This window comes from Saccharothrix stipae (assembly GCF_054781895.1).
The window spans coordinates 301742-326850 of the sequence record NZ_BAAGTN010000017.1 but is presented as its reverse complement, the minus strand read 5'-3'; the positions used below and the strand labels follow the sequence as shown (position 1 = coordinate 326850).

General features: G+C 71.9%; 28 protein-coding genes. 8 read left to right on the top strand and 20 right to left on the bottom strand.

Translation table 11 applies throughout. From position 1 onward, the window contains the following. The first annotated feature begins 24 nt into the window (after nucleotides 1-24). Both iolB and iolD read left to right on the top strand, forming a co-directional pair. Nucleotides 25-921, top strand: coding sequence for a 5-deoxy-glucuronate isomerase (gene iolB / locus ACYVLT_RS29540; protein WP_461123443.1), 897 nt, complete (start codon nucleotides 25-27; stop codon nucleotides 919-921). Next, nucleotides 918-2765 (top strand): 3D-(3,5/4)-trihydroxycyclohexane-1,2-dione acylhydrolase (decyclizing), encoded by a 1848-nt coding sequence (gene iolD, locus ACYVLT_RS29535; protein WP_461123442.1) that lies wholly within the window; start codon nucleotides 918-920, stop codon nucleotides 2763-2765. The genes iolB and iolD overlap by 4 nt, the downstream gene beginning before the upstream one ends. A 24-nt stretch (nucleotides 2766-2789) precedes the next feature. On the opposite strand, the gene ACYVLT_RS29530 is transcribed toward iolD, so the two are convergent. The 3 genes from ACYVLT_RS29530 to ACYVLT_RS29520 all read right to left on the bottom strand — a co-directional run bounded on the left by ACYVLT_RS29530 (nucleotide 2790) and on the right by ACYVLT_RS29520 (nucleotide 4794). Then, the gene (locus tag ACYVLT_RS29530) at nucleotides 2790-3149 is read right to left on the bottom strand and encodes a hypothetical protein (protein ID WP_461123441.1); all 360 of its coding nucleotides are present in this window, start codon (nucleotides 3147-3149) and stop codon (nucleotides 2790-2792) included. A gap of 1 nt (nucleotide 3150) precedes the next feature. After that, the gene (locus tag ACYVLT_RS29525) at nucleotides 3151-4002 is read right to left on the bottom strand and encodes a hypothetical protein (protein WP_461123440.1); all 852 of its coding nucleotides are present in this window, start codon (nucleotides 4000-4002) and stop codon (nucleotides 3151-3153) included. Between the two features lie 105 nt (nucleotides 4003-4107). Further along, nucleotides 4108-4794, bottom strand: a complete 687-nt coding sequence (locus ACYVLT_RS29520) for a Crp/Fnr family transcriptional regulator (RefSeq protein WP_461123439.1) — start codon at nucleotides 4792-4794, stop codon at nucleotides 4108-4110. A 344-nt stretch (nucleotides 4795-5138) separates the two neighbouring features. On the opposite strand from ACYVLT_RS29520, the gene ACYVLT_RS29515 reads away from it, so the two are divergent. Further along, nucleotides 5139-6203, top strand: coding sequence for an NADH:flavin oxidoreductase/NADH oxidase (locus ACYVLT_RS29515; RefSeq protein ID WP_461123438.1), 1065 nt, complete (start codon nucleotides 5139-5141; stop codon nucleotides 6201-6203). 74 nt (nucleotides 6204-6277) lie between these two features. Here ACYVLT_RS29515 and ACYVLT_RS29510 read toward each other — a convergent pair whose 3' ends face one another. Further along, nucleotides 6278-6463: a DUF3073 domain-containing protein gene (locus ACYVLT_RS29510; RefSeq protein ID WP_461123437.1), complete on the bottom strand. Its 186-nt coding sequence runs from the start codon at nucleotides 6461-6463 to the stop codon at nucleotides 6278-6280. Between the two features lie 162 nt (nucleotides 6464-6625). On the opposite strand from ACYVLT_RS29510, the gene ACYVLT_RS29505 reads away from it, so the two are divergent. Beyond that, complete coding sequence (locus tag ACYVLT_RS29505) at nucleotides 6626-7507, top strand: hypothetical protein (RefSeq protein ID WP_461123436.1); 882 nt, start codon at nucleotides 6626-6628, stop codon at nucleotides 7505-7507. Here the strand turns inward: ACYVLT_RS29505 and ACYVLT_RS29500 are convergent. The 5 genes from ACYVLT_RS29500 to ACYVLT_RS29480 all read right to left on the bottom strand — a co-directional run bounded on the left by ACYVLT_RS29500 (nucleotide 7460) and on the right by ACYVLT_RS29480 (nucleotide 11860). Then, the gene (locus ACYVLT_RS29500; protein ID WP_461123435.1) at nucleotides 7460-8656 is read right to left on the bottom strand and encodes an MFS transporter; all 1197 of its coding nucleotides are present in this window, start codon (nucleotides 8654-8656) and stop codon (nucleotides 7460-7462) included. The genes ACYVLT_RS29505 and ACYVLT_RS29500 overlap by 48 nt on opposite strands. Nucleotides 8657-8728: 72 nt before the next feature. Continuing rightward, on the bottom strand, nucleotides 8729-9310 hold the full coding sequence (locus ACYVLT_RS29495; protein ID WP_461123434.1) for an RsiG family protein: 582 nt from the start codon (nucleotides 9308-9310) through the stop codon (nucleotides 8729-8731). 60 nt (nucleotides 9311-9370) lie between these two features. Next, entirely contained in the window at nucleotides 9371-10219 is an 849-nt protein-coding gene (locus ACYVLT_RS29490) for a beta-keto acid cleavage family enzyme (RefSeq protein WP_461123433.1), read from the bottom strand. Between the two features lie 103 nt (nucleotides 10220-10322). After that, nucleotides 10323-11414 carry a CAF17-like 4Fe-4S cluster assembly/insertion protein YgfZ gene (gene ygfZ, locus ACYVLT_RS29485; RefSeq protein ID WP_461123432.1) on the bottom strand — a complete coding sequence of 364 codons (1092 nt, stop codon included), beginning with the start codon at nucleotides 11412-11414 and terminating at the stop codon, nucleotides 10323-10325. Continuing rightward, nucleotides 11411-11860 (bottom strand): Fur family transcriptional regulator, encoded by a 450-nt coding sequence (locus ACYVLT_RS29480; RefSeq protein WP_461123431.1) that lies wholly within the window; start codon nucleotides 11858-11860, stop codon nucleotides 11411-11413. Before ACYVLT_RS29480 ends, ygfZ begins: the two co-directional genes overlap by 4 nt. A gap of 34 nt (nucleotides 11861-11894) precedes the next feature. On the opposite strand from ACYVLT_RS29480, the gene ACYVLT_RS29475 reads away from it, so the two are divergent. Then, nucleotides 11895-12737 carry an aminodeoxychorismate lyase gene (locus ACYVLT_RS29475; RefSeq protein ID WP_461123430.1) on the top strand — a complete coding sequence of 281 codons (843 nt, stop codon included), beginning with the start codon at nucleotides 11895-11897 and terminating at the stop codon, nucleotides 12735-12737. A gap of 54 nt (nucleotides 12738-12791) precedes the next feature. On the opposite strand, the gene ACYVLT_RS29470 is transcribed toward ACYVLT_RS29475, so the two are convergent. From ACYVLT_RS29470 to ACYVLT_RS29420, 11 genes are all read right to left on the bottom strand, one after another. Then, nucleotides 12792-15353 carry a glycosyl hydrolase family 18 protein gene (locus tag ACYVLT_RS29470; protein WP_461123429.1) on the bottom strand — a complete coding sequence of 854 codons (2562 nt, stop codon included), beginning with the start codon at nucleotides 15351-15353 and terminating at the stop codon, nucleotides 12792-12794. Between the two features lie 172 nt (nucleotides 15354-15525). After that, nucleotides 15526-16368, bottom strand: a complete 843-nt coding sequence (locus ACYVLT_RS29465; protein ID WP_461123428.1) for a 5-oxoprolinase subunit C family protein — start codon at nucleotides 16366-16368, stop codon at nucleotides 15526-15528. Between the two features lie 107 nt (nucleotides 16369-16475). Beyond that, the gene (gene pxpB, locus ACYVLT_RS29460) at nucleotides 16476-17081 is read right to left on the bottom strand and encodes a 5-oxoprolinase subunit PxpB (RefSeq protein ID WP_461123427.1); all 606 of its coding nucleotides are present in this window, start codon (nucleotides 17079-17081) and stop codon (nucleotides 16476-16478) included. A gap of 78 nt (nucleotides 17082-17159) precedes the next feature. Next, complete coding sequence (locus ACYVLT_RS29455) at nucleotides 17160-17795, bottom strand: heme-binding beta-barrel domain-containing protein (RefSeq protein WP_461123426.1); 636 nt, start codon at nucleotides 17793-17795, stop codon at nucleotides 17160-17162. A gap of 227 nt (nucleotides 17796-18022) precedes the next feature. Then, a complete protein-coding gene (locus ACYVLT_RS29450) occupies nucleotides 18023-18325 on the bottom strand; it encodes a DUF1416 domain-containing protein (RefSeq protein WP_461123425.1) in 303 nt (100 codons plus the stop codon). A 2-nt stretch (nucleotides 18326-18327) separates the two neighbouring features. After that, nucleotides 18328-19173, bottom strand: a complete 846-nt coding sequence (locus ACYVLT_RS29445) for a sulfurtransferase (RefSeq protein WP_461123424.1) — start codon at nucleotides 19171-19173, stop codon at nucleotides 18328-18330. Nucleotides 19174-19212: 39 nt separating this feature from the next. Further along, nucleotides 19213-19668 carry a DUF4395 domain-containing protein gene (locus ACYVLT_RS29440; RefSeq protein WP_461123423.1) on the bottom strand — a complete coding sequence of 152 codons (456 nt, stop codon included), beginning with the start codon at nucleotides 19666-19668 and terminating at the stop codon, nucleotides 19213-19215. A 70-nt stretch (nucleotides 19669-19738) separates the two neighbouring features. Continuing rightward, complete coding sequence (locus tag ACYVLT_RS29435) at nucleotides 19739-19849, bottom strand: putative leader peptide (protein WP_461123422.1); 111 nt, start codon at nucleotides 19847-19849, stop codon at nucleotides 19739-19741. Nucleotides 19850-19915: 66 nt separating this feature from the next. Then, nucleotides 19916-20341 carry a TlpA family protein disulfide reductase gene (locus tag ACYVLT_RS29430; protein ID WP_461123421.1) on the bottom strand — a complete coding sequence of 142 codons (426 nt, stop codon included), beginning with the start codon at nucleotides 20339-20341 and terminating at the stop codon, nucleotides 19916-19918. Then, a complete protein-coding gene (locus tag ACYVLT_RS29425; protein WP_461123420.1) occupies nucleotides 20342-21145 on the bottom strand; it encodes an LmeA family phospholipid-binding protein in 804 nt (267 codons plus the stop codon). It abuts the gene before it with no gap. After that, on the bottom strand, nucleotides 21142-21855 hold the full coding sequence (locus ACYVLT_RS29420) for an alpha/beta hydrolase family protein (protein ID WP_461123419.1): 714 nt from the start codon (nucleotides 21853-21855) through the stop codon (nucleotides 21142-21144). The genes ACYVLT_RS29425 and ACYVLT_RS29420 overlap by 4 nt, the downstream gene beginning before the upstream one ends. A 228-nt stretch (nucleotides 21856-22083) precedes the next feature. On the opposite strand from ACYVLT_RS29420, the gene ACYVLT_RS29415 reads away from it, so the two are divergent. The 3 genes from ACYVLT_RS29415 (at nucleotide 22084) to pstS (ending at nucleotide 25089) form a co-directional block, all read left to right on the top strand. Continuing rightward, on the top strand, nucleotides 22084-22839 hold the full coding sequence (locus tag ACYVLT_RS29415; protein WP_360462065.1) for a winged helix-turn-helix transcriptional regulator: 756 nt from the start codon (nucleotides 22084-22086) through the stop codon (nucleotides 22837-22839). A 58-nt stretch (nucleotides 22840-22897) separates the two neighbouring features. Next, entirely contained in the window at nucleotides 22898-23776 is an 879-nt protein-coding gene (mshD, locus tag ACYVLT_RS29410; protein WP_461123418.1) for a mycothiol synthase, read from the top strand. Nucleotides 23777-23970: 194 nt separating this feature from the next. Beyond that, entirely contained in the window at nucleotides 23971-25089 is a 1119-nt protein-coding gene (gene pstS, locus ACYVLT_RS29405; protein ID WP_461123417.1) for a phosphate ABC transporter substrate-binding protein PstS, read from the top strand. Nucleotides 25090-25109 lie beyond the last annotated feature (20 nt).

The following is a 25109-nucleotide window of genomic DNA, read 5'->3' as shown; positions in this document are numbered from 1 at the left end:
GCGCATGAGAAGGGGAGGGGCGGGATGAGCCTGCACCGTCCGCTGGGCACGTTGTCGCACGGCGAGAACGCCGTCGAGCTCACCGCCGACACCGCCGGGTGGGATCACGCCGGGTTGCGCGTCCTGTTGCTGCACCCCGGCGGGACGACCACGTTCGAGACCGGTGACTACGAGGCGTTCGTGCTTCCGCTCTCCGGCGGGTGCGTGGTCGAGGTGGCCGGGGAGCGGTTCGAGCTGCGGGGGCGGGACTCCGTCTTCACCCGGGTGACCGACTTCGCCTACGTGCCGCGGGACGCCGAGGTGCGCCTGTCCACGAAGGACGGCGTCGAGGTGGCGCTGCCGATGGCCCGCTGCGACCGCCGGCTCACCCCCCGGTACGGCCCGGCCGAGGACGTCCCGGTCGAGGTCAGGGGCGCGGGCAACGCCACCCGCCAGGTCACCAACTTCGGCGTGCCCGGCGTCTGGGACCACGCCGACAAGCTCATCGCCTGCGAGCTGATCACCCCCGACGGCAACTGGTCGTCCTACCCGCCGCACAAGCACGACCACACGTGCGACGTCGTCAACGAGGAGATCTACTACTTCCGCATCGCCGGCCGCGACAAGATCACCCCGTCGCGTGACGGGTTCGGCTTCCACCGCACCTACACCGGCGACGGCGACACCGACACCGACACCATCGACGAGGACGTCGTGGTCCGCGACGGCGACGTCTTCCTCATCCCCCGCGGCTACCACGGCCCGTGCGTCGCCGCGCCCGGCTACCCGATGTACTACCTGAACGTGCTGGCCGGCCCGAACACCGAACGCTCCATGGCGTTCTGCGACGACCCCGCGCACACCTGGGTCCGGGACACCTGGGCGAGCCTGGAACCCGACCCCCGCTGCCCGGTCACCACCGCCGAAGGACGGGTCGGATGAGGCTCACCACCGCACAGGCACTGGTCCGCTGGCTCCTCGCGCAACGCACCGAGCTGTCCGACGGCACGCGGGCACCGCTGTTCCCCGGCGTGTTCGCGATCTTCGGCCACGGCAACGTGCTCGGCCTCGGCAACGCCCTCGAAGAAGCACGCGCGGACCTGCCGGTCTGGCGCGGTCACAACGAGCAGGGCATGGCGCTGGCCGCGGTCGGCGTCGCCAAGGCCACCCACCGCCGCCAGGTCGGCGTCGCCACCTCCTCCATCGGCCCCGGCGCGCTGAACATGGTCACCGCCGCGGGCGTCGCCCACGCCAACCGCCTGCCGCTGCTCCTGCTGCCCGGCGACACGTTCACCAGCCGCGCGCCGGACCCGGTGTTGCAGCAGGTCGAGCACTTCGGCGACCCGACGACCACGGTCAACGACGCGTTCCGCGCGGTCAGCCGCCTCTTCGACCGGATCACCCGGCCCGAGCAGCTGCTCAACACCCTGCCCCAGGTGGCGCGGGTGCTGACCGACCCGGCCGACTGCGGCCCCGTCGTGCTCGCCCTGCCGCAGGACGTGCAGGCCGAGTCGTTCGACTTCCCGGACGCCCTGTTCACCCCGGTCATGCACCGCCCGTCGCGCCCCCGCCCGGACACGCGTGACCTCGACGAAGCCGCCGCGACGATCCGCGCGGCCCGCCGACCGCTGCTGGTCCTCGGCGGCGGCGTCCGCTACTCCCGCGCCGCGGGCCGGGCGATCCGCTTCGCCGAGCGGCACGCGCTCCCGATCGCCGAGACGACCGCCGGTCGCACCCTCGTCCCGCACGACCACCCCCTGCACGCCGGTCCGCTCGGCATCACCGGCTCGACCTCGGCCAACGCCCTGGCCGCCGACGCCGACGTGGTGCTGGCCGTCGGCACGCGCCTGCAGGACTTCACCACCGCGTCGTGGACCGTGTTCGCGCCCGACGTCCGGCTCGTCTCCCTCAACGCCGCCCGGTTCGACGCGGTGAAGCACGGCGCGCTCGCCCTGGTCGCCGACGCCGACGAGGGCCTGCGCGAACTCACCGACGACCTCGGCGACTGGCGGGCCGACCCGACCTGGGCCGCACGCGCGGCCGACGAGCGCCGGAAGTGGGACGCGCACGTCGACGGGTTGCGCGCCCCCGGTGGCACGCCGACGTATGCGCAGGTCGTGGGCGTGGTGAACGAGGAGTCGACGCCGGAGGACTACGTGCTGACCGCCTCGGGCGGCCTGCCCGGCGAGCTGATCGGCGGCTGGCGCGCGGTCGGTGAGGCGACCATGGACGTCGAGTACGGCTTCTCCTGCATGGGCTACGAGCTGGCCGGCGCGTGGGGCGCGGCGATCGCCCGGCCCGACGGCGTGGTGACCACGCTCCTGGGTGACGGCTCCTATTTGATGCTCAACTCGGAGCTGTTCTCGGCGGCGTTCGCCGGGCACGGTTTCGTGGCCGTGGTGTGCGACAACGACGGGTACGCCGTGATCCACCGCCTCCAGACCGGTCAGGGCGGCGCCGGCTTCAACAACCTCTACACCGACGTCCGCACCGCGCACGCCCGGCCGCCGCGCACCGATTTCGCCGCACACGCCGCCGCGATGGGGTGTGCGGCGTTCCCGGTGGACGACCTCGACGGCCTGCGCGACGCCTACCGCAAAGCCCGTTCGGTCGCGAAAACCGAACACCGCCCGGCCGTGGTCGTGATTCGCACCCACCCGTCCTCCTGGACCGAAGCGGGCGCGTGGTGGGAAATCGGCGTGCCGGAAGTCGCGCACCGCCCGGACATCACCGCGGCGCGCGACGAAGTGGCCACCGGAAAGGCGAAACAAATTCGCTACCTGTGACCGCCGAGTTCCCCGAATCGCCGATCAACACCGGGTGCCGGCGCCGGCCGCGAAATCACCGACCACCCGCGGCAGGGCGGGGCTCACGTCGTGCAGCACCGCGCGCAGGGGGCCGGCGGCCTCGGGGCGTTCCCACAGCATGGTGTGGATCGAACCGCGCCACTCGGTGGTGAACTCGGCGCGCGCCAGTTCCAGCCGCACCCGCGGCACCGCGACGAGCCTGCGGCGCGCCTCGTCCATCCGGGCGCTGACCAGGTCGACCAGGTCCGGCGCGAGGATCGCGGCCACCCGCGTGCGCAGGTCGGGCCACTGCTCGGTGTCCACGACCGTCGCCAGCGCGCCGGCCGTCGCGCCGGCCAGGAGTCTCAGCGGTTCCTCACGCACCTCATGCCCTTTCGTCGGTGTCCTTGCGGTAGACCGGGCCGAAGTGCGAGCCCCGCTGGTCGTTGCGGTCGAAGTGCTGGATCACGTCGGCCTGCTGGGTCGACACGTGCGCGTCGTGACCGGCCTGGACCACCGTGGACCCGCCGGTGGCCACCGCGCTCTGGTTGACCGAGGGAGGCCCGCCCGCGACCGGCCCGCCCACGACCGGCGCGACCGCGTCCGCGTCGAGCGTGATCCCGGGCGCGGTGCCGGAGGCGGCCCCGTCGTCCAGCACCAGTTCGTGCACGTTCCCGCTCGGCAGCCACATCCACCCGTGGCCGCTGAAGGTCTTCACCCGCACGTCCACGCGTCGGAAGTCCTCCGGCCGCAGCGTGGTGTACCGGGCCGCGACCAGCGAGGTGAACAGCGTCTCGGACAGCACCACCACGAGGTCGGCCGGCGACTGCTCCAGCGCGGCGTGCGCGGCCGCGCTGTCGAGCAGCCTGCTGACCAGCACCGCGTCCTGGCCGGGGTAGCCGTTGGCGCCCTCGACCGTGGTGCCGAAGTGGATCGCCAGTCGCAGCCGCAGCCTGGCCTCCGGCACCCGGAACCGGTTGGTGGCGGCCAGCTCGGCGTCGAGCGCGCGGACGTACCGGTCCACCACGTCGCCCTCCGGCGTCGTGGCGGGCAGCACCGCCCACTCCTCGTCGCCCTTGGCCTGCCGCCGCCACGCCGAGCGGTCGAGACCGGCGGCCTGCCCCGCCCGGTCCAGGCTGCGCACCAGCAGCTCCTGCAGGTCGCGTTGGAGCAGGTCGTCGGCCGACCCGTAGCTCTTCAGGTCACAACACACCAGCAGACTGCGCTGGAAGCTCATGGGCTCGGCCTTTCGACGGGTGCTGACGCACTGCGGACACACGACTGCGCAGAGTCACTGTGGACTACTGCATCGGCGCGAATACCGCAGAAATGCGGTCTCGCGTCAGAAGCCCGCGAATTTACGCAGCCCCGCCAGATCGGGTACCAGCACGTCGCGCCTCAGGTGACTGACCACCACCCCCGCTTTGCGCAGATCGGAGAACGCCTTCTCGGCCGTTCTGGGCTTCATGCCGGCGATCGAGGCGAGTTCCACCTTCGTCAGCGGAATTCCCAACGTCCACCCGTGCGCCTCTTCGCGCCCGTAGGTCTGCACCAATTCGGCCAGCACCCTGGCCACCCGTTCGGCGGCCGGGTGGGACAGGAAATCCCGTCGGCGCTGGTTCGCCCACCGGAGCCGGTCGCTGATCATCCCGATCAATTCCACGAACACGTCGTTGCGCCGGTGCAGGAAGCTCATCAGCTCACCGCTGGTGATCAGCTTGGCGACCACGTCACCGCACGTGACGACCGTGGCCGACCTGGGCTTCTGGTCCAGCGCCGCCATCTCGCCGACCAGGTCGCCCGCGACTCTGATCGCGAGCAGCGCCGTGTCACCCGTCTCGTCGGTGGTCTGCACCTTGACCACACCGTCGAGCAGCAGCAGGACGTGAGTGTCTTTCGCGTCCTGTTCGATGACCTCTCGGTCGGCCGTGTACCGCACGACCGTGCCGATGTTCAGCAGTTCTTGTCGGGTGTTGTCTCGGAGGCGACCCAGGAGGCTGTTGCTGGGCCACCCTGGATCCTGCGTCATCGTGGTCGGCATGGGCAGCATGTGGATCCTGTTACTGTCGTGACCGGCGGGACTTCGAATGGGCCGACCTGCGTCGGGCGGCAAGTGATGGTCTCCCCGAACGTGCTGCGGACAGTACACCCGAATGGGCGTAACTGGCGTCCTCTTGTTCGGCGTTTTGTCCGGCGACCCCCATTGAAGATCACCTGGGAATGCGGGCGCAATACCGAATCGAATGGAATTGCGCAGCTCCGGCGAGGTGGGACGGGCGCCACAGCGGGGAACAAGGGGCCGATCCGGTGGACTTGCACGGGTTGACCCGCCGGCGGGCCGCTGTCGGGCCCGGACGTCTCCAGGAGCCGCACGTGAGCCAGCTGTTCAGCCCGCTGACCCTCCGCACCGTCACGCTGCCCAACCGCATCGCGGTCAGCCCCATGTGCCAGTACTCGGCGCGCGACGGCCACCCGAACGAGTGGCACCTGGTGCACCTCGGCTCGCGTGCGGTCGGCGGCGCGGGCCTGGTGCTCGCCGAGGCGACCGCGGTGCAGGCGGTCGGGCGCATCTCGCCCGCCGACACCGGCCTGTGGGACGACGCGCACATCGCCTCCTGGCGGCCGGTGGTGGACTTCATCCACGCCAACGGCGCCGTGGCCGGCGTGCAGCTGGCCCACGCCGGGCGCAAGGGCTCGACCCACCCGCCGTTTGCGTCCCGACGCGGTGGGGTCGCGGACGCCGACGGCGGCTGGACGCCGGTCGCGCCCAGCGCCGTGCCGTTCGACGAGAGCTACCGGGTGCCCGCCGAGCTGACCGGCGAGGAGATCGCGCGGGTGGTCGCCGACTTCGCCGCGGCCGCCCGGCGCGCGCTGGCGGCCGGCTTCCGGGTGGTCGAGGTGCACGCCGCGCACGGCTACCTCCTGCACGAGTTCCTGTCGCCGCTGAGCAACCACCGCACCGACGCCTACGGCGGCTCCCCGGAGAACCGCACCAGGCTGGTGCGCGAGGTGACCGCCGCCGTCCGGGCGGCGGTGGGCGAGGACGTACCGGTGTTCGTGCGCATCTCCGCCACCGACTGGGTCGAGGGCGGCTGGACCGCGCAGGACAGCGTCGAGCTGGCACGCGACCTCGCGGCCCTGGGTGCCGACGTGGTCGACGTGTCCACCGGCGGCAACGTGCCCGCGGCGGACATCCCGACCGGCCCCGGCTACCAGGTGCCGTTCGCCGAGACCGTGCGGCGGAAGGCCGACGTGCCCACCGGGGCGGTCGGCATGATCACCGATGCCCGGCAGGCCGAACAGGTCCTCGCCGACGGATCGGCCGACCTGGTGCTGCTCGGCCGGGAGTTCCTGCGCGACCCGTACTGGCCGCTGCACGCGGCACGCCAGCTGGGGGTGCAGGTCGACCCGCCGAGGCAGTACGCCAGGGCGTTCTAGGTGCCCGCCGCAAAGGTCGGGCTGCCGGTCTGGAGGACCGGCAGCCCAACCTCAGCAGCGGGTGTTGGTGTGTCTCAGCGACGGTAGTCGTCGTAATCGTCGTCCGACGGCTCGTCGAAGCGTTCTTCGCTTCGACGAACACCAGCGGACTCACCGCCGGACAGCTCGCGTTGCAAGGCGTCGACGTCGATGTTGTGAGAGCTGTATTTGAGCTCCCGCGCCACCTTGGTCTGCTTGGCCTTCGCTCGGCCGCGCCCCATGGCTCGACCCCCTCGCACAGGGACGGGGGCGGCCGGGGGAACGGCGGCCCCACTCGTCTCGACAACTAGTTCCTGGTAACTACCGTACCGTGTCGAAGGGGTTCCCCGCGACGCGGTAGGCGTGACACGTACCGCCAAATCTCACCGTGGGAGGATGCGCGGGTGCCTCGACCGTTCGTCGCCTACCTCAGGGTGTACGAACCGCTGTCGGCTCTTGACGCACCGTTGGCGGATCAGGTGCGGAAAGCCCTGGAGAACGGGGCGTTGAGCCGTGCGGACGTCGGCGCGCGCGAACGGGAGCTGTGGTTGCGATCACAGCTGGCCCGGCCGCGCCGCCTCCTGCCCGGTGAGCGGTCGGACGGCCGCGTCTCGCCCGACGCGCCGTTCGACGTGATGACCATCAGCCCCGCCGAGGTGCCGGGGGAGGTCGGTCCCGGCCCGCTGGTCTGCCCGCTCGACCTGCGCGCCCGGTCGGCCGCCGCGCTGGTCGGGTTCCTGGCCACGGCCACCGGCCCGCTGCGCGAGGAGGCGGTGGCGGTCGAGCCGGAGACGATCCGGGCCCGGGCGTCGGCGGTGATGGCCGAGCTGACCGGTGGCGCGGTGCACGTCATCTCGACCACCTGGACCGTGCCGCTGCCGTGGTTCGCCCTGGTCGAGCCGCAGGCGCGGCGGGTCGTGCTCGCCCCGAAGGGCGACCCGGAGCGCCAGGTGTCGTGGCGGGTGTCCATGGCGGACGCCCGCGAGCGGGTGGCGCGGGCGCACCGCGTGGTGGCGGGTTCGCTGGGCGAGGCGGGTCCGGCCAAGGTCCTCGCGGACACCGGGCGCTGGCTCGACCACTTCGCGCCGGACTCGGCGGTCGAGCTCGACTACGGCGGCCTGGTGCAGCTCATCGACGACCCGGACCTGCTCGAAGACAGCTCGGCCGCGGACGTGAACGCGATCGTGGACGCGCTGGAGACCGGTGACGCCGAGGAGGTCGCGCTCCGGTACGAGAAGCTACGGGAGTTCTGGGGCGAGCTCGCGCGCCACGAACGGCACGGATAGCAGCGCGCGGGCGGCCGCGGCCGCCGCCGCGGCCATGAGCAGGGCGGCGGGCCACCCGATGCCCACCGCGACCCAGCCGGCCAGCGGTGGCGTGATGGTGGCGCTGAGGTAGTTGGCGGTGTTCTGCATGCCGAGCGCGATCCCGGTCCTCCCGGGCGGCGCCAGCTCGCCCGCGGCCGTGATGGCGATCCCGTTCCAGCACAGCGCGAGCGCGGCCGTGGGGACGAGCACGGCGGCCAGCACCCACACCGGCGCCCGGTCGAGGGCCGCGCAGAGCACGAACCCGACCGCGATCAACACGCTGAGCACCTGCAACGGCCGGACCCGGGTGGTCGACCGGTCCGACCACACCCCGACGACCAGCCGGCCGACACCACCGGTGACCTGCGCGGCGGCGAACAACCCGGCGGCCAGCCCGACGGCCACGCCGCGGTGGTCGTGCAGCAGTTCGACCATCAGCGCGGCGGCGGTGAACTGCGGCACCACCAACAGGCCGCTCGCCGTGCTGAGGCGGATGAGGTTCGGGTCCTTGAGCACGACACCGTGCCGACCCCGGCCCGACCGCACCGCCCACGGCGGTTCGCGGACCCACAGCGCCACCGCGACCGCGACGAACCCGGTGAAGCCCGCCAGCGCGAGGAACGCCACCGGCACCCCGGCCCGCAGCGCGACCACCGGCAGCACCGCGGCGGCCGCGGCCGCGCCGAGCGGGGTGGCGGTCTGCCGCAGGCCCATGGCGAACCCGCGCCGTTCGGCGGGGAACCAGGTCAGCACCGCACGGCCGCTGGCCGCGTTCACGCTCGCGCCGAACAACCCCACGCCGACCAGCGCCAACCCGGCCGCCACGGGCCCGTCGAACGCGGCCAGCGCCAGGCAGCCGGCCGCGCCGAACCCGCCCACGGCCATCACCAGCCGCTCACCGCGCCGGTCGGCCGCCGCGCCCCACGGCACGAGGGCGAGCATCGTGCCCAGGTTGACGGCGCCGAGCAGCATCCCGACCTGCGGGAGGGACAGCCCGAAGTGCGCGCGCAGCTGCGGGGTGATCGCGGGCAGGCCGAGGAACACCGCGGCGTTGGTGCCCTGCGCGACCGCACCGACCGCGAGCACCACCCACCTGTACCCGGGCGCCGCGGACCGTTGGTGTGCCATCAACCGGCCACGTTAGGCGGCCCGTTCAGATGGCGGGAGTGCGGTCTTACCATGTGGTACGGCCCGGCGCGGCTACTCCTTGGTGCGGCCGGGGTTGGCCGGCCAACCCCGTTCCGCGGCCAGCAGCTCGTCCACCGAGGCGCTGCCGCTCTGGTACCGCCCGGCGATCTCGGCGTTGAGGAGGTCGACCACGGCCTGCACCTCGCGCCGCCGTGACGAGACCGAGGCCTCTTCGCCGATGAACACCCGCAGGGCCAGGTTCAGCTTGTCGTCCGAGAGCGCGCTCACGTCCGACAAATCGACGTCGGAGACCAGCGCCTCGACGTGCCGCCGGTGCGCCTCGGCCCGTGAGGGCTCCTGCGTCTGGTACCGCCCGAGACCGGTGGCCGGCCCCACGGCGTTCGACGCGAGGATGGTCGCCAGCTGGTCGACCACCGCCGAACCGCCCGACGTCCGCCGTTCCTGCTCGGCCCGCACGATGTCGATCCGCGCGTGCAGCAGTCGCCGCAGGTACGACAGGTCCGTCTCCTCCTGCGCCGCCTCGTCGCGCAACGCGCGCACCTCGGCGAGCGGGAGCCGCTCGACCCCCTCCGCGTAGTCGGGGGCGAGCACCCGGTCGATACGGCGGCGCCCGCCGGGACGCACCTCGATCACGTACTCATCCTGAGGTAGTTCGTGTCCACCCGCCAACACAAACCTGCTTCCAAAGTTGTCTCAAACCTGTACCGGACTGCGCACGCCGAGAAGTGCACGTGCGTCCGCGGGCGACAGCGGCGGCCGCTGCGCGATCTTCGCCAGTCCCGCCGCACGGGCGACCAGTTGGGCGTTGTCCCGGACCGGCTGGCCCTTCGCGTACGTGATGGTGTCCTCCATGCCCACGCGCAGGTGACCGCCGGCGGCCAACGCCGTCAGCATCACCGGCAGCGTGGTCCGCCCGATGCCCGTGGCCGAGAACGACGCGCCCTCCGGCAGCAGCCGCAACGCCGCCACCAGCGTTTCCGCGTCGCCCGGCATGCCTCCCGGCACGCCCATCACCAGGTCGACGTGCACCTTGCCGCCCGCGGGCAGCCCGTGCTGGTCCAGCAGCCGCCGCAACGACGCCAGCTGGCCGATGTCGAAGATCTCGTACTCGGGGACGATGCCCCGCTCCCGCATCCCCTTGTGCAGCGCGACGACGAACTCCCAGCGGTTCAGGAACACGTCGTCGCCGAAGTTCACCGTGCCCATGGTGCAGGACGCCGAGTCGGGCAGGGCGTCGAGCACCCGCAGCCGGTCGGCCTCCGGGTCGGTCACCGCGCCACCCGTGGACAGCTGCACGATCAGGTTCGTGTGCTCGCGCAGCGCGGCGACGGTCTCCCTGAGCCGACCGAGGTCCAACGTCGGCCTGGTGTCCGCGCCGCGGATGTGCACGTGCACCATCGCGGCGCCGACCTGCTCGCACGCCTGCGCGGTGCGGACCAGTTCCTCCACCGTGACCGGCAGGTTGGGGACGTCGGCCTTCGCGTGCTCGGCCCCGGTGGGAGCGACGGTGAGCAGCGTGCCGTGGGATCCGGGTCGGGACATGCCGTGATCCTGGCACAGAACCCGTTCGGACCAGCGACTCAGCGGTGCCCCCAGGACCCGGAACCGCAGGCAGGCGCGGTGTCCGGTTTTCCGGTCCGGATGATCAGCGGCCGAGGTTGCGCGCCGCCTCGCGGCCCAGGCCGGGGGTGTCCGGCGGCACCGAGTCCGGGTCGACGCTGGCCTGCACGCGGCGGTCCTCCGCGCCGACCAGCAGCTCCGTCTCCGGCGAGACCGACCGCTTGACCAGCGCCAACACGATCGTGCCCAGCTCGTGGTGCAGCGCCACGCTGCCGACCCGGCCGACCACGCGGTCGTCCACCAGCACCGGGTCGCCGGTCTCCGGCTGCACCTCGCGTGACCCGTCCAGGTGAAGCAGCAGCATCCGGCGCGGCGGGCGGCCGACGTTGTGCACCTTCGAGACCGTCTCCTGGCCCCGGTAGCAGCCCTTGTCCAGGTGGACGGCGTCGCCGATCCAGTTCACCTCGTGCGGGATGGTCCTCTCGTCGGTGTCCACGCCGAGCCGGGGGTGCAGGGACTCCACCCGCAGCGCCTCGAACGCCCAGCTGCCGGCCGGGCGGGCGCCCGCGCCGGTGAGCCTGGCCCACCAGTCGGCGATGTCGCCGCGCGGGACCACCAGGTCGACCGCGTCCTGGCCCGGCCACGTCGTGCGGCGGGCGAAGCCACCCTCCAGCGCGACCACGCCGTGCGGGCCGGCGGGCAGCGGCAGGTCCAGCCCGGTGAACAACCCGGCGACCTCCGGGCCGACGACGGTCAGCACCGCCAGCTCGGGCGTGGCGTCGCGCGGCTCGACCTTGGACCAGAAGACCATCCTGGTCAGGTAGGCCAGCAGCTCGGCCGCCCGGGACGCCTCGGTGTCGAGGTAGACGACACCGCCGACGTTCGCCACCACCACGTGGTGCTCGACCCGGCCCTGGACGTCCAGGATCAGCGCCTCGGTGCCCTGGCCCTCGCCGATCGCGGTGAAGTGCTGGCTGGTCAGCGAGTGCAGCCAGGTCAACCGGTCGTCGCCGGGCACCGCGAGCACGGCCCGGTTCGACCGGTCGAACACCGCCACCGACCGCGCCGCCGCGCGTTGCTCGGCGAACGGGTCGCCGAAGTGCCACGGCACGCCCTGGTCGGGAACGCCCTCGAACGGGGCGATCGCGCCGGGGGCGGTCAACAGCGGTGAGTTCACTCGGACTCCTCGGGGGCGTTCTGGGTCAGGCACTCGCGGCACGTGCCGGACAGCGCGAGGTGGCTCGCATCAAGTTCGAACCCGTACCTGTCCCGCAGTGTTCCCCCGAGCGGCGAGAGCAGCTCGCACGGCACCTCGTCCACCCGGCCGCAGCGGTGGCACACCAGGTGCACGTGCTCGTGCGCGTCGACCGAGTAGTTCGGCGCGCCGTGCCCGAGGTGCGTGTGCCGGACCAGGCCGAGCCGGTCCAGCAGGTCCAGCGTGCGGTAGACGGTGGTGATGTTCACCGTGGGCGCGGTGACCTGCACGCGCTGGCAGATCTGCTCCGGCGTGGCGTGCCCCAGCTCGCGCACCGCGTCCAGCACGAGCTGGCGCTGGGGTGTCATCCGCATGCCGCGTTCGTGCAGCGTCTTGCGCAGGGCTTTCGGAGCGCCGGCGGTGTCCACGGATCCGATGGTAGGCCGTGAGTAGTCTCACGGTATGCGTGTGCTCGTACTACTGGACGGAACGCTCGCCGACCCCGACGCCCCGTTGATCCGGGTGGACGACTACGGCCTGCTGCGCGGCGACGGCGTCTTCGAGACCATCCTCGTCGTCGACGGCAAGCCGCGGGAGCTCGGCCCGCACCTGGACCGGCTGGCCCGGTCGGCGGCCATGCTCGACCTGCCCGAGCCCGACCGGGCGGCGTTCGAGCGCGCCGTCGGCCTCGTGCTGGACAACTGGACCGGTGGCGCGGAGATCGCGCTGAAGCTGGTCTACACGCGCGGTGTCGAGGGCGGCGACGGCACGCCGACCGGGTTCGCCCTGGGCATGGACATCGCGCCGAAGGTGATGGCCCAGCGGGCCGAGGGCCTCGCCGCGGTGACCCTCGACCGGGGCGTCGAGCCCGGTCTGATGGAGCGCGCGCCGTGGCTGCTGCTGGGTGCCAAGTCGCTCTCGTACGCGGTGAACATGGCCGCGATCCGTGAGGCCGAACGGCGTGGCGCGGCCGAGGTGGTGTTCACCACGTCGTCCGGCTCGGTGCTGGAGGGCCCCACGTCCACGCTGCTCATGGCCCGCGGCCGGACGTTGACCACGCCGCCGGCCGAGCTGGGCATCCTGCCCGGCACCACGCAGGCCGCGCTGTTCCGGGCCGCCGAGCGCGCGGGCTGGACGGTCGAGGTGCGGCCGATCGCGGTGGACGAGCTGTACTCGGCGGACGGCCTGTTCCTGGCGTCGAGCGTCCGCAAGATCACCCGCTTGCACACGTTGGACGGCAAGACCCTGGCCGACTCCACCGGGCTGCACGCCGAACTGGCCGACCTCTACGAGTCGGAGTACTGAGTTCTGCGAGGTAGCGGTCCTCGGGGCCTCCTCCGCCCCGAGGACCGCCCTCGATCACCTCAGGCCGGCGTCCACGGCGTTGATCAGGGTGCCCGACGCGGTGTCGCCGGACATCTCCCAGATCATCGCCCCGAGCAGGCCGCGCTGCTTGAGCCACGCGGTCTTGCGCTGGATCGCCCACACGTCGTCGAACGTCCACCACTGCCCGCCGTTGCCGGTGAAGCAGGACGTGGCGATCGCCGCCTCGTCGTGGTGGACCGCGCAGCCCGGCACGCTCGCCAGCAGGTTCGAGTACCCGCGCGTGCCGGCCTCCTCGGCGAACTGCCCCGGCGCGGCGCCCGTCGCCGACTGCCACTCGCCGTTGCGCCCGCCGGCCTGCACGCCCTGCCAGCCGCGGCCGTAGAACGCCAACCCGACGGTGATCTTGCGCGGGTGCACGCCGGCCGACGTGTAGGCGTCCACCGCGTTCTCCACGCTGAAGTGGAACGGGTACGGGTCGTCCACGTCGGCGTGCAGGTTGCCCTGGTGGCCGGTCCGGCCGGGCTCCCACGAGTTGTCGCTGCCCGCGCCGTGGAAGTCGTAACCCTGCACGTTGAAGATGTCCAGGGACTTCGCCACCCGCGGCAGGTCCCACCCGGCCTCGATCTTCGCCGGGTCGGCCGGGGTGAACGCGGTCAGGTCGTAGCGCTTGCCGGTCTGCCCGCCCAGCTCGTCCAGCTGCCGGCGGAACTCGTCGATCAGCAGGGTGTTGTTCTGCTTGTCGTCCGGCCCGACGTGGTTGCCCGCGTGACCCTCCGCGCCCGGCCACTCCCAGTCGAGGTCGATGCCGTCGAAGATGCCCGCCGCCGCGCCGGGACCGCCCGCCGCGTTGTACACCGGCAGGTTGCCCTTGATGTAGGTGTCCAGGCAGGACCTGACGAACTTCTTGCGCGCCGCGTCCGTGGCCGCGACGTCGGAGAAGTACTTCGAGTAGGTCCACCCGCCCAGCGAGATCAGGATCCTCAGGTGCGGGTGCTTAGCCTTGAGCTTGCGCAGCTGGTTGTAGTTGCCGCGCAACGGCTCCCAGCCGGTGTCGCCGACGCCGTCGACGGACTGCGCCGCGCTGAACGGCCTGCCGTAGTCGGCCTCCGCGTCACCCGCGCCGTCGCCCTGGTTTGGATCCTGTGGATCGGGCGAGGTGCCCTTGGTGACGCCGTGCAGGCAGGTCAGGTTGACCGGGTCGATGTTGCCGAACGCGTAGTTCAGGTGCGTCAGCCTGGCCGCCGTGCCGCTGGTGTCCAGGTTCTTCACGAAGTACTGGCGGCCGTAGATGCCCCACTGCACGAAGTAGCCGACCCGCGCGTACCCGCCCACGATGTCCGAAGTGGACACGGTGATCGCGTTGCTCGCGGGTGACACGTTGTCGTGCAGGTCGCGGGCGCGGACGGTGAAGGTGTAGGCGGTCGACGGGGACAGGCCGTCCACCTTCGCGGTCGTGCCGGTGACGGTGGCCTTCACCGCGGTGCCCTGGTAGACGTCGTAGTTGGCCACGCCGCGGTTGTCGGTGGACGCGTTCCAGCTCAGCGTGACGCTGCCGGCGTCCTTGGCGGTGCTGCGCAGGTTCGTCGGCGCGGTCGGCGGTTGGGTGTCGTCGGCCGGGTTGTTGGTGGTCACCGCCACCGCGTTGGACGCGGTCGACAACGTGCCCTTGGTGTCCTTGGCCTTCACCGTGAAGCTGTACGCGGTGTTCGGGGTGAGGCCGGTGACGGTGGCGCTGGTCGACGTGACCGTGGTGGCGTGGTTCGCGCCGTGGTAGACCTCGTACCCGGCGATCGGCAGCGAGCCGGGGGTGGAGGCGGTCCACGCCAGCGAGACGGTCCGGGTGGTCTTCACCGGCGAGTGCAGGGCGGCCGGCGGGGTGGGTGGCGTGTCCGGTGTGCCGTCGCAGTTGGCGTTGTTCACCCGGCAGGTGACCGGTTCGGCGGCGGAGCTCAGCGTGAACGTGGGGCTGTACGGCTCGGTGGAACGCCGTGCTCCCACGCTCCGGTTGTAGTGCACCGGGTTGAGCGTGACGGTGTTGCCGGTCTGGCCGATCGTGGCGTGCTGCGCGCCGCTCGCCGTGACGCCGGCGGGCAGGGTGAAGGTGATCGACCAGTCGGCGAGCACGGCGTCGGTGTTGTTGTTGACGACGAACTTGCCGGTCGAGCCGGTCAGGCTGAAGTCGGCCGTGGTCGGCGCGGGCGGTGGTGGCGGTGGGCCGCTGCCGTCGCAGTTCGCGCCGTTGACCGTGCAGGTGGTCGGGTCGACGGCCTGGCTGAGGGTGAACGTCGGGCTGTACGGGTCGGTGTCGCGGCCCGCCTGGACGGTGCCGATGTAGAACGCGGGCGTCAGGGTCACCCGCGTGCCGGTCTGGGTGGTGGTGGCGTGCTGCGCGCCGCTGACGGTGACGCCGGCGGGCAGGTCGAACTTGATCGACCAACCGGAGATGGCGGCGGTGGTGGGGTTGGCGACCACGAACTTGGCCGCGGTGCCCGTTCTGCTGAAGGTGGCGGTGAGGCCGGTGGCGGCGGCGGCCGGTGCGGACAGCGCTGCGGTGGCCAGGAGGAAGGCCACGAGCGCGATGGCTGGTCGGCGCATCAGGGTGTGCCTCTCGATTGACAGGGAACAGTCGAGAACCACGGCGGCCTGTGGTGCCGGTCTTGCGCTGCTGAACGCCTCCGAACGTAGGTCGTGCGGCCGGCGTTGACAATGGGTCTAGACCAATTGCGTCCGTTCAGCCCCGTGCGCGTGGGTGGTCAGCTCTGTGGCGTCAGTTCTGGGGCGCGAAGCGCAGCCGCGTGCCGGGCCTGGCCTGCCCGAGCAGCGGGAGCACGTGCGGCGCGACCACGCCGATCACCGGGTAACCGCCGGTCGTCGGGTGGTCGGCGAGGAAGACGACGGGCCGTCCGTCGGCCGGGACCTGCACCGAGCCGGTGACCAGGCCTTCGCTCGGCAACTCCTGCCCGGCTCGGCACGCGGTCCGGTCGAGGGCGGTGCCGGTGAGGCGGATGCCGACCCGGTTGCTCCGGTCGGACACCGTCCAGCGGCCGTCGCGCAGTCGGCGCGCCGGGTCGTCGAACCAGTCGTCGCGCGGGCCGAGCAGCACGGGCACGACCAGGTCGTCCGGCACTCGCACGCCGACCAGCACGTCCACGCCCACCGGCACGCCGGTCGGGTCGCCGAGGGGGAGTTCGTCGTCGGGGCGCAGCGGGGCGGGACCGAGGCCGGAGAGCAGGTCGGTCGACCGGCTGCCGAGGTCGGTGGGGACCGTGATGCCGCCGGAGACCGAGACGTAGGACCGGAGGCCACCGGTCGGTGCGCCGAGCGTGAGCGTATCGCCGGCGGCCAGGTGCAGCGGGGAGTCGCGCAGGACGCCGTTGACCAGCGTCGGGGTCCACGGGCCGGTGACGGCGACGGTGCAGGAGGCGTTGGCGCGCAAGGACAGGCCGCCGAGGAGCACTTCCAGGCCGGCGGCGTGCTCGGGGTTGCCGACCAGGCGGTTGGCCAGCTTGAGCGAGGGGGCGTCCAGGGCGCCGGAGGGCGGGACGCCGAGGTGCGCGTTGCCCGGCCGGCCGAGGTCCTGGACCAGGGCCTGCGGGCCGGTGCGCAGCACGGTGAGGGTGCGCGAGTGGTGAACTCGGGGGTCCTGGACGTAGGACTCTCGGGCTCTGGGCGTAGGACTCTCGCGGGTCGGGGGTTGGGCTCTCGCGGGTCGGGGGGTCATCGGACGGCCTCGAAGCGGACGCGGTCGCCGGGTGCGAGCAGGGCCGGTGCGGTGCGGCGCGGGTCGAACAGCGGCGCGTCGGTGCGGCCGATCAGCCGCCAGCCGCCGGGGGTGGCGCGGGGGTAGGCGGCGGTGAACTCGCCCGCGACGCCCACCGAGCCCGCCGGGACGCTGGTGCGGGGCGAGTCGAGGCGGGGTTGGCGCAGCGGTTCGGGCAGGCCGGTCAGGTAGGCGAAGCCGGGGGCGAAACCGCAGAAGGCGACCCGGTAGTCGGCGCCGGTGTGCAGGTCGACCACCTCGGCGGTGGTCAGGCCCGCGGTCTCGGCGACCAGGTCCAGGTCGGGGCCGTCGTAGTGGACCTCGATGACGATCTCGTCGCCGTCGACCCCGGGGTGGTGCGCCAGGTCGGCGGTGGTCAGGAGGTCGCGGACGGCGCGCAACGTGCCGGAACCCGCCACCACCAGGACGGTGCGGGCGGCCGGGACGAGTTCGACCAGGTCCGGCAGGTCGGCCGCGGCGACGGCGGCTCGGACGGCCTCCACCTCGCCGAGTGAGTCGACCTCGACGAGCACCCCGTCCGTGCCGCAACGCCGCAGCTGCATGAGGTCAAGGGTAAGGGAGGATTGTTCAACAATCCAATCCTGCCGAACCCCGGGCCGGGTGGACCAGGGCGAGCGCGGTCACCCCACGATGCGCTTGAGGTGCGCGGAGGTGTGCGGCTGGAGTGGCTGGCCGACCATGGCCCGCTCCTCCACGTACGCCAGGTCGCCGTTGTTGACGATGCCGTACAGCCGCTGCGCGCCGGTGACGTCCTTGGCCGTCGCCGTGCGGACCACCGCGTCGGTGGCGAGCTCCCACGACGTCTGGTTGCGCGGCTTGCCGATGTACAACTCCGAGATCCCGGTGTTGTGCGCGATCAGCACCTCGATCGTGTCGTCCGGCTGCGGGCGCCAGAAGCCGGTCTCCCGGGCCGCCTGGCGGATCACGCCGCCGTTCTCGTCCAGCAGCCACGCGCGGGCCTCGTAGTACAGGAACGGCCGGCCGTCGTGCGCGAACGTGATCTGCTGCCCGTAGCGGAACGGGCCGTCGATCGTCGGGTACACGACCTCGCCCTCGCCGCGCCACACGCCGACCAGCGGCAGCAGCGCCAGGCAGGCGTCGTGCAGCGAGGGACCGGAGCGCAGGTTCGCCGTGTCCGCCGGGATCGGCAGGTCGTCGAACTGCGGCAGGTTGCGCGCACCGGTCACCGACGCGCGCGAAGCGGCGGCCTGCACGGCCGCGTCACCACTGCCCGGAACGGGCCCGTTGTCGCTCACCGCTGGTCGGAGAACAGGCGGTACACCACGTACCCGGCGAACCACACGACCAGCAGGGACACGAGGACCAGGAGTCCTGTGAAGAAGTGTTCCACCCGCCCAGTTTAGGCACCCGGCCCCGGAAGTCGCCGACCCCGGTGGCGAACGCCACCGGGGTCGGCGAGGGGTAGCGCCGGGACGGGCCCGTGCACTCCCCGTGTTTCGGGGCCCGTGTTCTGGGTCCTGGGTCAGGCCACCGCGACCTCGACCGGGTGCACGCCCGGCCCTTCCGCGTTGACCGACGCCTGCCCGTTGCCCGACCGGTGCAGCGCGCGGATGGTCCACGCGCCCGGCGCGGCGAAGAACCGGAAGTCGCCGTCGGCCGAGGACACGACCTCGGCGGTGAACTCGCCCGAGGCGTCCAGCAGGCGCACGAACGCGCCGCCGACCGGAGTGCCCTCGGACCGGACCTTGCCGGTCAGCACGACCTCGTTCGCGCCGACCTGGATGTCCACGCCCTGCTCGGGCGCGCCGCAACCGTCCAGACTCATGATCAGGCCTCCTTGCCGCTGCCGAGCTCGACCGGCACGCCGACCAGCGAGCCGTACTCGGTCCAGGAACCGTCGTAGTTCTTCACGTCCTCGTGGCCGAGCAGCTCGTGCAGCGCGAACCACGTGTGCGACGAGCGCTCGCCGATGCGGCAGTAGGCGATCGTCTTGCGCGAGCCGTCGAACCCGGCCTCGCCGTAGATCTCGGCCAGCTCCTCGTCCGACTTGAACGTGCCGTCCTCGTTGGCCGCCTTGCTCCACGGCACGTTGATCGCGCTCGGGATGTGGCCGGCGCGCTGCGCCTGCTCCTGCGGCAGGTGGGCGGGCGCGAGCAGCTTGCCGGAGAACTCGTCGGGCGAGCGCACGTCGACCAGGTTCTTGTTGCCGATCGCGTCCACGACCTCGTCGCGGAACGCCCGGATCGCCAGGTTCTGCTCCTGGGCGGTGTAGGTCGTCGCCGCGCGCTCGACCTGCTCCTTGTCCAGCGGGCGGCCGTCGAGCTCCCACTTCTTGCGGCCGCCGTCGAGCAGCTTCACCGCGTCGTGGCCGTACAGCTTGAAGTACCAGTAGGCGTAGGCGGCGAACCAGTTGTTGTTGCCGCCGTAGAGGATGACCGTGTCGTCGTTGGAGATGCCCTTGGCGGACAGCAGCTTCTCGAAGCCCTCGCGGTCGACGAAGTCGCGCCGCACCGGGTCCTGGAGCTCGTTCTTCCAGTCGATCTTCACCGCGCCCGGGATGTGACCCCCGTCGTAGGCGCTGGTGTCCTCGTCCACCTCCACGAACACCACGCCGGGCGCGTTGAGGTTCTCCTCGGACCAAGCGGCCGAGACCAGGACGTCTTCACGGCTCATCGAGCTGCTCCAATTTCTTCGTTCGTACTGCGACTACTGTCACTGGGGTCGGGCGAGCGCGGGTGCGTAGCGGCGCAGGAGCAGGAACATCTCGCAGCCCAGGCACAGGCCGACCGCGGCGTTGAGCAGCGAGGCGGCGAGCGCGGCGGACGTCGCGACGACTCCGAGCGCGGTGAGGCCGGTGGCGTAGCCGATCGTGCCGACCAGCGCGAGGACGAACCCGACGCCCTGCGCGAACCGCAGCGGGGCGGCTTCCTCGCGCTCGGTCGTCGGCTTGATCCTCGGCTGCACGGCGAACCGGTAGATGTGGCCCCACGGGTTGAGCTTGAGCGAGATGAACGCACACATCCCGAACAGCACGGTCTGCGCGCCGAGCAGGCGCCAGGACCCGGTCAGCAGCACGACCGCCAGGATGGCGGAGGTGATCCAGGCGCTGAACCGCGGACCGCGCGGGTCGACCGGCGCGTCCTTCGTGGCGGTGGCATCTTTCGGCACGGCGACCTCCTGACGGTGGACAGAACTGGCAGTCCGTCTCAGGCGGTGTTAGGGCAGCCGCGCACGCCCGTCAAGGGGTGCGCGTGGCCGCCGGGCCGCCCGGTTGGCGCGCCGCGCGACACAGGCTGCTGCGCACGCGGCACAGGTCCACCGCGAGTCGCTTGGTCAGCAGCGTGGTCATGGGTGCGAGGGTAGCCGGTCGTCCCTGCTGTCGGGAGTGGCGTCCAACTGGTGGGAGTTCCCAGGTTCACCCGATCGGTCCAGGTAGGTAGGGGCGCAGAGCCGCAATAAGCGTGTCCGGCTTCGGCACCCCGCCGACCCGCAGGAGCTCCGCGCCGGAGGGCGCCAACGCCAACGTCGTCGGCGCGCGCACCACCCCGAGTTCGGCCGCGACCTCCGGCAGGTCGGTGACGTCGAGCTCGACGTGCCGCAGCCCCTCGGTGCGGCCGGCGAGGTCGTCGAGCAGCGCCCGGGTCCGGCGGCACGTCGCGCAGAACGTCGTCGACACCTGCACCAGCGTCACCGGCGTGTGCAGGTCGAGCAGGTCGCGCACGGCCGCGGGCAAGCCCTCCCGCGGCTTGGCCGCGCGCACCCGGCCGTCCCGCGCGCGCAGCACCGCGGCGATCACGGCGACGACCGCCACCGCGCCGAGCAGGGCCCACGCACCGGTCACCTAGTTGCCGCCTTCGTCCAGGGGGATGTCGTTGATGGCACCTTCCACGATGAACGCGCCGCTCTCCACCTTGACAGCGGTCGGCGTCACCGTGAAGGGCAGCGCGCCCGGGTCGATGGTCACGCTCAACGCCTCGCGCACCACGCCGAGCACCGCGTCCAGCCCGTCCAGTGCCAGGTCGTCCAGCTCGACGTCGTTCATGCCGATCACCACCTGGCCGTTGACCAGCGACACCGTGCCGTACGCGGTGATCCGGATGTTGCGGCCCGCGACCTTGGTGTTGCCGGACAGCTTCACCGCCGCCACCGTGGGGTCCGGCTTCTGCCCGGCGGGCAGCTCGGTGCGGTGGTCCGGCTCGATCGCCATGTCGGTGAACGGCGTGACCTGGTTGACCAGTCGGTTCAGGTCGTTGGCCTTGATCTTGACGCTGCCCTTGACCTGGTCGATCTTCGCGCCGCGGGTGTTGCCCGCCAACAGGTCCGACAGGCCGATGCGGGTGTGGTAGAGGTTCGCCCGGATCTCCAGGTCGCGCAGCTGGTCGCGCACGGGCACGCCGCTGGCGCTGATCTCGATGTCCCGGTAGTCGCCGCCGATGGCCTGCGTGATGAACGGGAAGCCGTTGATCCGGACCGACGGGTCCTCGCTGAGCCCGAACTTCTCCCGCATCTTCTGCGCGACCTGGTACTCGCCCGCCGCGGCCAACCCGAAGTCGGCCGCGACCAGGAGCGCGCCGACCACGAGGGCGGCGATGATCAGCTTGCGCCCGCGCGTGGGACGGCGGCGCTTGGTCTCGGTCGCGGTCATCGCCTGCCCTCTGTCCGGTCTGCGTGGTGGTGCGGGGTCGGGTGCCGGGAGCGTTCGTCCAGCCAGGTCGCGATCCGGTCTACCAGAGCGGGCGTCATCGCCGACTCGGCGTGCCGGACGCCGGGCTCCACCCACAGCTCGGCGTCGCCGCCCGCCGCCCGGTGCAGCGCGACGGCGTGCGCCGGGCCGAAGTAGTGGTCCTGCTCACCGTGCACGATGAGCAGTGGGGTGGGGGTGATGCGGTGGACCACCTCCAGCGGGCTCTCCGGCGTGGTCGGCCACGGCGGGCCGAGGCGCACGCCGAGCGCGCGGGCGGCCAACCTGCCGTGCGGCTGTTCGAGCAGCCAGTGCACGCGGCGCATCGCCACCGTGTCGCGCACCCACCAGCGCGACGGCGCGCTGACCGCCGCGACGGCGTCCGGTTTGTCGTCGTGCAGGCCCGCGTGGCGCAGCGCGATGGACGCGCCCATGGAGAAGCCGACGGTCACCACCCGGCGGTACCCGAGCCGGCGGGCGAGCGAAACGCCCGCCGCCAGGTCGTGGATTTCGTCACTGCCGACGGTGGACCGCCCACCGGACCGGCCGTGGCCGCGGAAGTCCAGCGCGACGACCCCTCCGTGCCTGGCGAACCGCCTCAACACGCGTGAGACGACCGGCTTGCGCACGTGGTTGGTGAAGCCGTGACCCACCACGAATGCGAGATCCGTCACGGACGGTGTCGATCTCACATGCAGACCGTGCAAACGGACAGCGTCGTGTGACATGGATGTAACAGGCGTGACGCTTGTGGAAACAACTGTGACCCTGACCTGCTGACCTGGGTCTTTCGTGGCGTGCACCGGTATTGTCTCCGTCATCCGCAGGCAACGGGGCCCGGTCACCGTACTTCGCCTGTGCCTGGTCGGTGACCAAGCACCGGCCGAACGAGAGGGCCCGCGATGAGTATCGACGTGCTGCTGCTGACCACCGACTCCGACCCCGAGGCGGTTCTCCCCGCGCTGTCGCTCCTCCCGCACGAGGTGCGCCCGCTGCGGCCGGAGGTCTCGGCGCTGCTGGAAGCCGGTCCCCACGACATCGTCCTGGTCGACGCCAGGACCGACCTGGTGGCCGCGCGCAGCCTGTGCCGGCTGCTGGACTCCAGCGGGGTCGACGTGCCCGTGGTGGCGATCGTCACCGAGGGCGGCCTGGTTGCGGTCAACTCCGACTGGAGCGTGGACGAGATCCTGCTCCCCACCTCCGGCCCGGCCGAGGTGGACGCCCGACTGCGCCTGGTGCGCTCGCGGCGCGGCACCACGCAGCAGGGCGGCGACGGCTCGTTGCAGCTCGGCGAGCTGGTCATCGACGAGGCGACCTACACCGCCCGCCTGCGCGGCCGGCCGCTCGACCTCACCTACAAGGAGTTCGAGCTCCTGAAGTACCTGGCGCAGCACGCGGGCCGCGTGTTCACCCGCGCGCAGCTGTTGCAGGAGGTCTGGGGTTACGACTTCTTCGGCGGCACGCGGACGGTGGACGTGCACGTCCGGCGCCTGCGCGCCAAGCTGGGCCCCGAGCACGAGTCCCTCATCGGCACCGTGCGCAACGTCGGCTACAAGTTCGTCCGCCCCCCGCGCCCGGGCAGCTCCCGCCGCGTGGACCAGGTCATGGACGCGCCGGACAACACGATCGACGAAGCCGAGCTGATCTACCGCGCTTGATCGCCGCCGCGCCGCGGACGGCGGCGAGCTCCCCGCGGGGTCGACTAGGTTTCACCGCGTGGAATTGAGCTGGTACGAGGAGCTGTCCCCCGGGCAGGCCGACGAGATCTCCGGCCTGCTCGGGGCTGCCCAAGCCACCGACGGTGTCGCCCCCGTCGGTGAGGCCGTGATCCTTCGTCTTCGCCCTGATGCGCGGGGTAGCCGTCACCTGCTGGTCCGTGAGGGCGAAGCGCTGGTCGGCTACCTGCACCTGGATGTCTTCGGCGACTCCGACGGCAACGAGGTCGCCGAGCTGGCCGTGCACCCCGACCACCGCCGTCGCGGTGTCGGCACCGCGCTGCTCGACGCCGTGGCCGACCGCGCCAAGCCCCTGCGGATCTGGTCGCACGGCGGCCACCCCGGCGCCGAGGCGCTCGCCGCCAAGCTCGCCTACCGCAAGGTCCGCGAGCTGCTCCGGCTGCGCCGCCCGCTGGACGGCGACCTGCCCGCACCCGTGCTGCCCGACGGCGTCACGTTGCGCCCGTTCGTGCGCGGCCGGGACGAGGCGGCGGTGGTCTACGTCAACCACCGGGCGTTCGCGTGGCACCCCGAGCAGAGCGCGATGAGCATCGAGGACCTGCGCCAGAGGGAGGACCAGCACTGGTTCGACCCGGCCGGGTTCCTCCTCGCGGTCGACGGCGACGGCCGACTCCTCGGCTTCCACTGGACCAAGGTGCACACCGCCGACCTCGGCGAGGTCTACGTGGTGGGCGTCGACCCGGACGCGCAGGGCGGCGGCCTCGGCAAGGCCATCACCCTCGCGGGCCTCGCGCACCTGCGCGACACCGGGCTCACGCGGGTGATGCTGTACGTCGAGTCCGACAACGCCGCGGCGCTGGCCGTGTACGACCGGTTGGGTTTCACGCGCTGGGACTCGGACGTCCAATACGCCCGGTAGTGACAAACCCATCACGCCATGCAAACGTGCAGGTCACGGGACACCCAAAAGGCGGTGTACTCCGTCACTTCCCGTGTGGTGTTCACCCGTCGTTCACCTTCTCCTGGGCACCCGTCCACCCTCGCTACCTACCGTCCGTGTCGAGCGGCGGAGCTTCGCCGCGAAATCCGCTTCCGTAGCTGGAGGACTCCCAGGTGAAGACCAAGCGACACGGCGCCGTACTCGGCCTGATCGCGGCCGGTGCGCTTCTGCTCACCGCGTGTGGCAGCGACGCGAACACCCCACAGGGTCAGGCCCCGGCGACCGGCGAGTCGTCGACCCCGGTCGAGTGCGGTGGCAAGTCGAAGCTGAGCGCAGAGGGCTCTTCGGCGCAGAAGAACGCGATGGACACGTTCGTCCAGGCCTACCAGCAGAAGTGCCAGGGCTCCGACCTCGCCTACAACGCCTCCGGCTCCGGTGCGGGCGTCAAGCAGTTCATCGGCGGTCAGGTCGACTTCGGCGGTTCCGACTCGCCGCTGTCGGAGAGCAAGGGCGAGGTCGCCGGCGCGGCCGAGCGCTGCAAGGGCAACCCGGCGTGGAACCTGCCGCTGGTCTTCGGCCCGGTCGCGCTCGGCTACAAGCTGGAGGGCGTCTCCGACCTGACGCTGTCCGGCGAGGTCGCCGCCAAGATCTTCAACGGCACCGTCAAGAAGTGGAACGACCCGGCCATCGCCGCCCTGAACAGCAGCGCCAAGCTGCCGGACAAGGACATCAAGGTCGTCTACCGCTCGGACGAGTCCGGCACCACGGACAACTTCCAGCTGTACCTCCAGGCCGCCTCCAAGGGCGCGTGGAGCCAGGGCGCGGGCAAGCAGTTCAAGGGCGGTGTCGGCGAGGCCAAGGAGAAGTCCGCCGGTGTCGCGCAGGCCGTCGGCTCCGTTGACGGTGCCATCACCTACGTCGAGCTGTCCTTCGCGCAGGACAACAAGCTGTCCGTCGCCAAGATCGACAACGGTGCCGGTGCGGTCGAGCTGAACGCCGACTCGGTCGGCAAGGCCATCGACGGTGCCAAGATCAAGGGCAGCGGCAACGACCTGGTCCTCGACCTGAACTCGATCTACGGCTCCACCGCGGCGGGCACCTACCCGCTGCTGCTGGCCACCTACGAGATCGTCTGCTCGAAGGGCTACGACGCCGACACCGCGAAGGCCGTCAAGGCGTTCCTCACGGTGGCCGCGACCGACGGCCAGGCGGGTCTCGCGGACGCGGGTTACGCCCCCGTGCCCGACGCCTTCCAGGAGAAGCTGCTGACCGCCATCAAGGCGATCGCCTGACCAGGCCGGCACACTTCTCG

Bases quoted from the DNA above. Each gene is read 5' to 3' on its own strand.
- iolB (WP_461123443.1), top strand. From the start codon at position 25: ATGAGCCTGCACCGTCCGCTGGGCACGTTGTCGCACGGCGAGAACGCC.
- iolD (WP_461123442.1), top strand. From the start codon at position 918: ATGAGGCTCACCACCGCACAGGCACTGGTCCGCTGGCTCCTCGCGCAA.
- ACYVLT_RS29525 (WP_461123440.1), bottom strand. From the start codon at position 4,002: ATGAGCTTCCAGCGCAGTCTGCTGGTGTGTTGTGACCTGAAGAGCTAC.
- ACYVLT_RS29520 (WP_461123439.1), bottom strand. From the start codon at position 4,794: ATGACGCAGGATCCAGGGTGGCCCAGCAACAGCCTCCTGGGTCGCCTC.
- ACYVLT_RS29510 (WP_461123437.1), bottom strand. From the start codon at position 6,463: ATGGGGCGCGGCCGAGCGAAGGCCAAGCAGACCAAGGTGGCGCGGGAG.
- ACYVLT_RS29500 (WP_461123435.1), bottom strand. From the start codon at position 8,656: ATGGCACACCAACGGTCCGCGGCGCCCGGGTACAGGTGGGTGGTGCTC.
- ACYVLT_RS29490 (WP_461123433.1), bottom strand. From the start codon at position 10,219: ATGTCCCGACCCGGATCCCACGGCACGCTGCTCACCGTCGCTCCCACC.
- ACYVLT_RS29475 (WP_461123430.1), top strand. From the start codon at position 11,895: ATGCGTGTGCTCGTACTACTGGACGGAACGCTCGCCGACCCCGACGCC.
- ACYVLT_RS29470 (WP_461123429.1), bottom strand. From the start codon at position 15,353: ATGCGCCGACCAGCCATCGCGCTCGTGGCCTTCCTCCTGGCCACCGCA.
- pxpB (WP_461123427.1), bottom strand. From the start codon at position 17,081: ATGCAGCTGCGGCGTTGCGGCACGGACGGGGTGCTCGTCGAGGTCGAC.
- ACYVLT_RS29450 (WP_461123425.1), bottom strand. From the start codon at position 18,325: ATGAGTCTGGACGGTTGCGGCGCGCCCGAGCAGGGCGTGGACATCCAG.
- ACYVLT_RS29445 (WP_461123424.1), bottom strand. From the start codon at position 19,173: ATGAGCCGTGAAGACGTCCTGGTCTCGGCCGCTTGGTCCGAGGAGAAC.
- ACYVLT_RS29435 (WP_461123422.1), bottom strand. From the start codon at position 19,849: ATGACCACGCTGCTGACCAAGCGACTCGCGGTGGACCTGTGCCGCGTG.
- ACYVLT_RS29425 (WP_461123420.1), bottom strand. From the start codon at position 21,145: ATGACCGCGACCGAGACCAAGCGCCGCCGTCCCACGCGCGGGCGCAAG.
- ACYVLT_RS29415 (WP_360462065.1), top strand. From the start codon at position 22,084: ATGAGTATCGACGTGCTGCTGCTGACCACCGACTCCGACCCCGAGGCG.